Genomic DNA, 7,537 nt, shown 5'->3' with positions numbered 1-7,537 from the left:
CGAATGGGAACAGGAACACGGCCTCTACGACAGCGATCCCTGGGATGCCGGCTTTGACTTCGACAACGACGGCCTGAGCAACCTGCGGGAATACCAACTGGGCACCGACCCGCACAACCCGGACAGCGACGAAGACGGCGAAGCGGATGGCACCGACCGCTACCCGCTGAACATGCTCTACCGCTTCGACCGCGATCGCGACGGCATGCCGGAAATGTGGGAGGCGCAATACGGCTTCAGCGACAGCAACACCTACGACGGCGGCGAAGACCCGGACGGCGATGGCGCGCGCAACCTCCGAGAGTTCGAACAGGGCACCAATCCGAATAACCCGGACACCGACAACGACGGCGAGCCGGATGGCTTCGACTGGTGGCCCCTAGATCCCAGCAAAGCCAGGGACATGGACGGCGACGGCATTCCCGACGCCTGGGAAATCACCCACGGCCTGAACGAAGCCGATCCCCTGGACGCCGAACAGGACCAGGACGGTGACGGCCTCAGCAACCTGGAAGAATACCGGGCAGGAACCCGCATCGACTTCGAAGACAGCGACTTCGATGGCGTGAGGGACGGCGAAGATGCCTTCCCGTTGAATGCCGCCTACAAATACGACTTCGACCAGGACGGCCTGCCGGAAGCTTACGAACAGCAATATCCCTTCCTGAACGACAGCTTCCCGGACGACGCGGCGGAAGACTTCGACGCAGACGGTCTCAGCAACCTGCAGGAATACACCGCCGGCACCAACCCGGAAGACCCGGACAGCGACCGCGACGGCACAATGGACGGCGAAGACCCGGTCCCGACCAATCCCAAATACACCCGGGACCAGGACAACGACGGCCTGCCGGACGAATGGGAACAGGAACACGGCCTCTACGACAGCGATCCCTGGGATGCCGGCTTTGACTTCGACAACGACGGCCTGAGCAACCTGCGGGAATACCAGCAGGGCACCGACCCCCACAACCTGGACAGCGACATGGACGGTGAACCGGACGGCACCGACCGCTACCCGCTGAACATGCTCTACCGCTTCGACAGCGACCGCGACGGCATGCCGGAAATGTGGGAGGCGCAATACGGCTTCAGCGACAGCAACACCTACGACGGCGGCGAAGACCCGGACGGCGACGGCGCGCGCAACCGCCGAGAGTTCGAACAGGGCACCGATCCCCACAACCCGGATACCGACAACGACGGCGAACCGGACAGCGAAGACCAATGGCCGCTGGACCCGACAAGAGCCCGGGATGACGATGGCGATGGTCTACCCAACGCATGGGAGGAATCCCATGGCCTCTCTCCGTTCAACCCGGCAGACGCGGCCTCGGATTTTGACGCTGACGGGCTTTCAAACCTGCAGGAGTATCTGGTCGGAAGCCGGATAGATTTGGCGGATACCGACGGCGATGGCATCGCCGATGGAATGGATTTGTGGCCGCTGAGTGCCAGTTACCACAGCGACCAGGATGGCGATGGCCTGCCCGGCGCATTCGAGCTGCAATATCAATTCCTCAGCGACGAATTTTCGCATGACGCCGCTGAGGATTTCGACGGCGATGGACTCAGTAATCTTTCTGAGTTCGAAATAGGATCTGACCCAGAGGCTTTCGACTCGGACGATGACGGCATTACGGATGGCGAAGATATTGCTCCTGCGGACAGCCGCTACCGATTGGATGCGGATGGGGATGGCCTGCCCAATGAATGGGAGTTGGCCAACGGGCTGGACCAGTTTGGGGCCTGGGATGCCAACGATCCCTATATCGGAGACACTGACGGTTTGACTCCGCTGCAGGAGTTCAAATTGGGCACCGACCCGAATAGCGCCGATTCCGATGGTGACGGCGTCAATGACAATCTGGACCGCTATCCGCTGAATCCGCTTTATAGCAGGGACAGCGACCGGGATTCCATGCCTGATTTTTGGGAGTCAAATTACGGTTTCAACCAATTCAGCGCCCTGGATGGCAGTGAAGACCCCGATGGGGATGGCGTCAGTAATCGCTACGAATCTGCCGGTGGCAGCAACCCCTTGGTGGAGGACTAGCAGTTGGGCTCAAGGGGCAATATATCCGACTAATGGAACGCTCTTTGGACCCAATCCATCGAATTCAGGCTTGAATTTGGATGGCGATGAGCGGGTATTCTTTTCTCTTTGAGCGCAATAAAAATGCTGCCTATCCGAAGATAGGCGGCACAGCCCGGCATTAAATATAACTCTATCGGCCGCGCGCGGTGGTCGCGCTTGTGTTTCTCTCGGTGGTACATGGGGTTTCCTCATTTCCCGGGAGCGGTAAGCCCCCGGCCTGTGTTACTAGGAAGCCGGTGCTGTGGACATTATGGCGCGTCTGTTACCAGTGCAGTGGTTAGTGCCGGCGCTCGACGGTAATACCCGAGTCGTCCCCCAAATGAAAATAAAAACGGCCCCGAGCGGTATCGCCGTCGAGAAGCAGCCATCCGCGCCCGCTGATAGGATCCATTTCGTCGAACCCGGACCAGGAGAAATCGAAGTGGGTTTCACCGTTCGATGTTTCCAGACGCCCGTCCAGTTCGCCCTGCACCAGCCCGAACTGGAACTCGCCAGTAAGATCGCGGTGGATGGTCAGGAAGGCGGGCACTTCCATGTCCAGGTAGTCCGCGTCCCCAATTTCCATATCGACGATACGCCAGGTACCGCAATAGGTATTGCTATTGTTGCGTGTCATGCTTCAACTTCCTCCAGGAGGCCAGCCTTTGTCAGCCGCTTTATCCAGGCGCCGCGCTGGCCGTGGCTGCGCAGTAGCTTGTGCAGACCTTTGCGGAAGTCCTGTTCCCGTCCGGCTGCGGCCAGTGCCTCGCACAGTTCCTTCGTCTGCTGTAGCGCCTGGTCGTAGGCTGCGCCCGAACCTCGCTCCAGCGTTTTGCTGATTACCGCCCAGGCAGTTCCCTGCGTGCGGGCGAGCTGCGCCAGGTATTTCCCGCGTTCGGCGCGGCGCTTGGCTTGCTGTGCGGCGCGCTCCCTGCGCTCTCTTTCCAGGCGCCGGGCGCGCGCTTTCTCCCGGCCTTCCGCGATCTCCGCTACTGTCCTGCGCGGGGTTATTTTGTGCGCTGGCGATTGCGCTCGCTGCCATGCGAGGAATTCTCCGCGTAGCGAACGCTCCGCTTCCTGGCTTTTCCCTTCGAGCATCAGGCGTACAGTAGCGCGCAGTTTGTTTGCGGGCTGGGCGTTGAGCCAGGCATCCATATCGGAAGTTGTTTTGGGGTTTTCCTGGGCAGGGCTGGCGGCGGCCGCGGCGGTGAGCCAGTCAGGGTCGATCATCAGGAAGTCCGCCAATGCAGTCTGCGCAGCACTCAGCGTTTGCAGACCTGGAGGTAGCGGCGGTTCGGATTCGTCATCGTCGATTTCGTTTGCGCATACACCCGCCAGCCAGCCCAAATACAGGGGACGGGTATCGCCGCGCAGCAGTTCGTCGCGCAGGGGCAGCAAACGGCCGAGCCAGCCGGGGCCGTCCGTTTCGCTCCAGAAGCGCTCGTGCTCGTGTTCCTCGTCCAAAAAATGCCAGCCCAGTATCCAGTGCTCGGGAGTGGCGCAGGACTCAAAGGAATCCCAGTAGCGCAGCCGCTTCCCGGTGGGAGCCGTTTGGATGAATTCCGCCAGGACAGATGCTTCCAACGCGGGCCGCGGCAGGCGCATCAGCAGCCTGCAAGTGCCCCAGTTGGCAGAGTATACGTGCGCGTCGAAATAGCGCCGCATCCACGCCTGCGGATCGCTCTTCAGGTCGCCCCAGTGATATTCGTTGGTAAAGCCGGTGGCGGTGATGGTGGCGCGGGTGGAGCGGGCGCGCAGCTCGGCCTGCTGTTTCGAAGTAAGCGGTTGGTCGATGGCAGAAAATTCGTAATATTGGTATTCACTCATGGTTTCTGTCACCGGAAAAAAGAAGGGCAGTCGCTTTGATCAGATAGCCCATAGCCCGGTAACCGCGCTGGCGCTTGTCCCACATGCGGGCGAGCTGAGGTTGATCTGGTTCGGCGTAATCGTAAATGCGCACGTTCTGCTTGTCGATGTGTTGACGGTGCAGACGGCCGGCATACTGCTGCAATGTTCCCTTCCAGGAAATTGGCATGGCAAGGACCAGCGTATCGAGTGGCGGGTGGTCAAAGCCTTCGCCGATCAGGCGACCGGTGGCAAGAAGGGCACGTGGAGCAGATTCGTCCAGAGAATCCAGTTCGGAGAGTACCGCCGCTCTCTGCTTTTTGGATAAACGGCCGTGCAGGACAAAGCAGTGTTCGACCTCATCGCCCAAGGCCTCCCGCAGCAGCGGTAAGTGATCCGTGCGCTCACTGAGCAACAGCACCTTGCGCCCCTCCTGATAGGCAGCCAGTACATCCCCGGTAATCTGCCTATTGCGTGCGGTGTCATTGGCGAGAATACGGAACACCTCCTGAATCGGTGAATCAGGCGGAATCTCCGGAGGGACAAGATATCTGGGCCAGACTTCCAGTTGCGTTGGGGCGGTTTCCGGTCTGGCGGCGCTATGGCGGATGGGTCCGCACTGCATGAAGATGATCGGCTGGTGGCCGTCGCGCCGCACCGGTGTGGCGGTCAGCCCGAGTACAAAGCGGGCCTTGGCCCGCTTGAGGATTGCCTCAAAGGAGAATGCCGACAAGTGGTGGCACTCGTCGACGATAATCTGCCCGTAACTATCCAGCAGCGCATCCAAGTCTTCTTCATCCTTGCGCGACAGCGACTGCATGACGGCGATGTCGATATCTTCCGAAGGTTTTTTCCTGCCGCCGCCGATAGCCCCGAGGCTTCCTTTGGAAAGTTCGAGAAAGCTGTTCAGCCGTTCCTGCCATTGGTTTAGCAGCTCGGTACGGTGCACCAGGATCAGAGTGCTGACTTTGCGTCTCGCGATCAGTGCCGCGGCGGTGATCGTCTTACCGAACGCAGTGGGGGCGCAGAGGACTCCAGTTTCGTGCCGGAGCATCTCCCTTACCGCTGCTTTCTGGTCCTTGCGCAGGGTGCCGGTGAACTTGGCGCGCACCTTGTGCCCCGACAGGCGCTCATCCCGAATCTCGGGGCGAATATGGTGTTCGTCCAGTAACGACAGTGCGGCATCGAGGCACCCTCTCGGCAGGCCGATATGCTGGGGATAGTTCTCGGCGCAGCCGATAACGCGCGGTTTATTCCAGACCGGCAGGCGCATGGCCTGGGCCTTGTAGAATTCCGGATTCTGTAAGGCCGCGAGCCGGATCAGGCGATTGGCCAATGCTTGGGGTAGGTCGGCCTTGGGGATAAAAATCTGGTTGGCCAGTACCAGGGGCAGGAATTCCGGCAGTGGCCGGGAAACCTTCTCGGGAGCGTGAGCAGGGCGTTGCCATGGCTTGCCGTCTTCACTTTCCACGGCAAAGCCGACGTCCAGTGGGTGCCGTCCGCCGCTGGCACGCAGAATAGCGTCCTCCAGGTCCGCTTTGGAAAGCGGTTGGATCGAAGCGAGAAAGGCCCATTGATCCAGATGGGGTTCCAGGTTCTCATCGACGAATACACTGCGCCCCAGTTGGCGCGGCGCCCTTTGCAGGGGAAGTGCAATCAGGTTGCCGAAACCGCCTTTGGGCATTGTGTCCTGGTTGGGGAAAAGGCGATCGTAGCTCTCCAGGGACAGCTGGCGGTTGCGCTCGCAGGTGTGGCTGATCAGCGCGGCGCCCAGCTGTCGGGCCTCGCGGGCGGGAACCGGCTCAGCAAAGAATATCCACACATGCGCGCCTTGACCGGAGCGGGAGATTTCCAGTGCCGCGGGTATTGCTAGTTCCTGGCAGGATTGCATGAAGGCCCTGGTATCCTCGCGCCAGTCGGCTTTGTCGAAATCGGCGGCCAGGAAATAGCAGCTTTCGTCGGCCAAGAGGGGATAGATGCCGACGGTCTGTTTTCCCGCCAGATGATCGTAGATCACCTGGTCCGTCACGGGCAGCAGCAGGCGTTGGCTGCAATCGCCGCATTTGATCTTGGGCTTGTGACAGATGCCGGGTTTCCACTCGTTGCTGCAGGCCGGTGAATAGCCGGATTTACCCTTGGCGGATTCCCAGCGCAACGGGTAGACATCGGTGCGGCCCCGGAACAAGCGGCGGAAGAGGGCGATCTTTTCTCCGGTGGTGAAATGGGTTGTGACGGGTATCCGTTGCGGAGGTGTTTCTGCTTGCTCAGCCACAGGAGGTTTCTCCCAGGCGATACCGTGGCGGGTCAGCAGGGCCTTGAGGCCGGCGTTCTCCTCGCGCAGCTTTTGCAGTTCAGCCTCCGGCTCGGTGCCGGGTTCATTCGCTTGATATCCGCTTTCTTTACCGTTCATGATCTGATGATTGGAGTGGCCTGTTACGGTCACGCCGTCCATTTCTTGCCATGAGCTGCAAAATCGACGATCAGCTCAAACACCTGTCGCATTTCTCCTTTGTTCGGTACGGTCCTCACGGATCAAGTTCTTTGCCACCGGTACGCCCTCTTATCCAAACTGCGGCTACTCCCTCAACAGCACAAAGTGTTCCACCAGCCGGATCATCAGTTCCTTCTGTTCCGGCAAACTCTCGGCCACCAGCAGGGCCAGCGCCACCAGCGTATTGTCGTTGATCAGTACTTCTACTGGCTTGGCCAGCAGGTGCCGGTTGATACGCAGGTACCAGAGGAACAGGAAGGAACCAGTGCGCTTGTTGCCATCGGCCAGCGGATGGTTCTTGATTACGAAGTAGAGCAGATGGGCGGCGCGGCTGGCAATATTGGGGTAGAAGAGCTCGTCGCCAAAGCCCTGTTCTATGGTTGCCAGTGCCGAGGCCAGGCCATCGCCGCGCAGCTGGCCGAAGAGTTCCGAGGCCTCTCCCTTGTCGATCAGTTCCCGCTTGAGTGCCCCGACAGCCGCCAGTGCCTCTTCCAGCGGGAATGAGCGCATATCGGCCTGTTTGCCACTTTGCTCCGACAGACTTTGCTCGTCGTAGCCCTGCAGCAGGCTCCAACTGCGGGCGTAGTCCTGGATCACAGTGATGACCGCCTGGCCGTCATCGTTCACAAGCTGTTGATTGCTCAGGGTGCGCGACAGCAGCTTGACCGCCTGTTCGAACTCGATGCCGCGCTCCCGCAGGCGGCGTCGATTCAGGGTATAGCCCTCTACCAAGTGCTGCTTCAGGGTGTTGGTGGCCCAGATGCGGAACTGGGTGGCGTGGCCGGAGTTTACCCGGTAGCCAACGGAGATGATGGCGTCCAGGTTGTAGTGTTTGCGCTTGCTGGTCTGGGTTTTCCCGGCTATGGCGCCGTGCCGGGTGGTATGTTCCAAAATGGAACATACCACCTGCTCATCCAACTCCCCACTTTTGAAGATGTTGCCCAGGTGCTTGGTAATGGCGGGGCGCTGGATGCCAAAAAGCTCCGCCATCTGTTCCTGGGTCAGCCAAAGGGTTTCGGCGTCCTGGGTGACTTCCAGTTGCACCCGGCCATCCGGAGAGGTGTAGATCTGTATTTGCTGTTCGCTCACGGTTCCTTTCCGGGCTGCTCAGGCCGCCTCGCTTA

At 60.1% G+C, this 7,537-nt stretch carries 4 protein-coding genes and 1 pseudogene; 1 reads left to right on the top strand and 4 read right to left on the bottom strand.

The window, feature by feature from the left end; genetic code table 11:
• Nucleotides 1-2,056, top strand: a pseudogene (locus tag FHS09_RS02655) (hypothetical protein); the annotation flags it as partial.
• Nucleotides 2,057-2,375: 319 nt separating this feature from the next.
• Here FHS09_RS02655 and FHS09_RS02650 read toward each other — a convergent pair.
• The 4 genes from FHS09_RS02650 to FHS09_RS02635 all read right to left on the bottom strand — a co-directional run bounded on the left by FHS09_RS02650 (nucleotide 2,376) and on the right by FHS09_RS02635 (nucleotide 7,502).
• Nucleotides 2,376-2,714, bottom strand: a complete 339-nt coding sequence (locus tag FHS09_RS02650) for a hypothetical protein (RefSeq protein WP_183456429.1) — start codon at nucleotides 2,712-2,714, stop codon at nucleotides 2,376-2,378.
• The gene (locus FHS09_RS02645; protein ID WP_183456428.1) at nucleotides 2,711-3,904 is read right to left on the bottom strand and encodes a hypothetical protein; all 1,194 of its coding nucleotides are present in this window, start codon (nucleotides 3,902-3,904) and stop codon (nucleotides 2,711-2,713) included. The genes FHS09_RS02650 and FHS09_RS02645 overlap by 4 nt, the downstream gene beginning before the upstream one ends.
• Nucleotides 3,897-6,332 carry a TOTE conflict system archaeo-eukaryotic primase domain-containing protein gene (locus FHS09_RS02640; RefSeq protein WP_183456426.1) on the bottom strand — a complete coding sequence of 812 codons (2,436 nt, stop codon included), beginning with the start codon at nucleotides 6,330-6,332 and terminating at the stop codon, nucleotides 3,897-3,899. Before FHS09_RS02640 ends, FHS09_RS02645 begins: the two co-directional genes overlap by 8 nt.
• Nucleotides 6,333-6,497: 165 nt before the next feature.
• Nucleotides 6,498-7,502, bottom strand: coding sequence for a RhuM family protein (locus FHS09_RS02635; protein ID WP_183456424.1), 1,005 nt, complete (start codon nucleotides 7,500-7,502; stop codon nucleotides 6,498-6,500).
• Nucleotides 7,503-7,537 lie beyond the last annotated feature (35 nt).

This window comes from Microbulbifer rhizosphaerae (assembly GCF_014191725.1).
GTDB lineage: Bacteria > Pseudomonadota > Gammaproteobacteria > Pseudomonadales > Cellvibrionaceae > Microbulbifer > Microbulbifer rhizosphaerae.
The sequence above is the reverse complement of the archived record's forward strand: the minus strand, read 5'-3'. Positions and strand labels throughout refer to the sequence as shown.

Excerpts from the sequence above, each read along its gene's own strand:
- FHS09_RS02650 (WP_183456429.1), bottom strand. The coding sequence starts at position 2,714 with ATGACACGCAACAATAGCAATACCTATTGCGGTACCTGGCGTATCGTC.
- FHS09_RS02645 (WP_183456428.1), bottom strand. The coding sequence starts at position 3,904 with ATGAGTGAATACCAATATTACGAATTTTCTGCCATCGACCAACCGCTT.
- FHS09_RS02640 (WP_183456426.1), bottom strand. The coding sequence starts at position 6,332 with ATGAACGGTAAAGAAAGCGGATATCAAGCGAATGAACCCGGCACCGAG.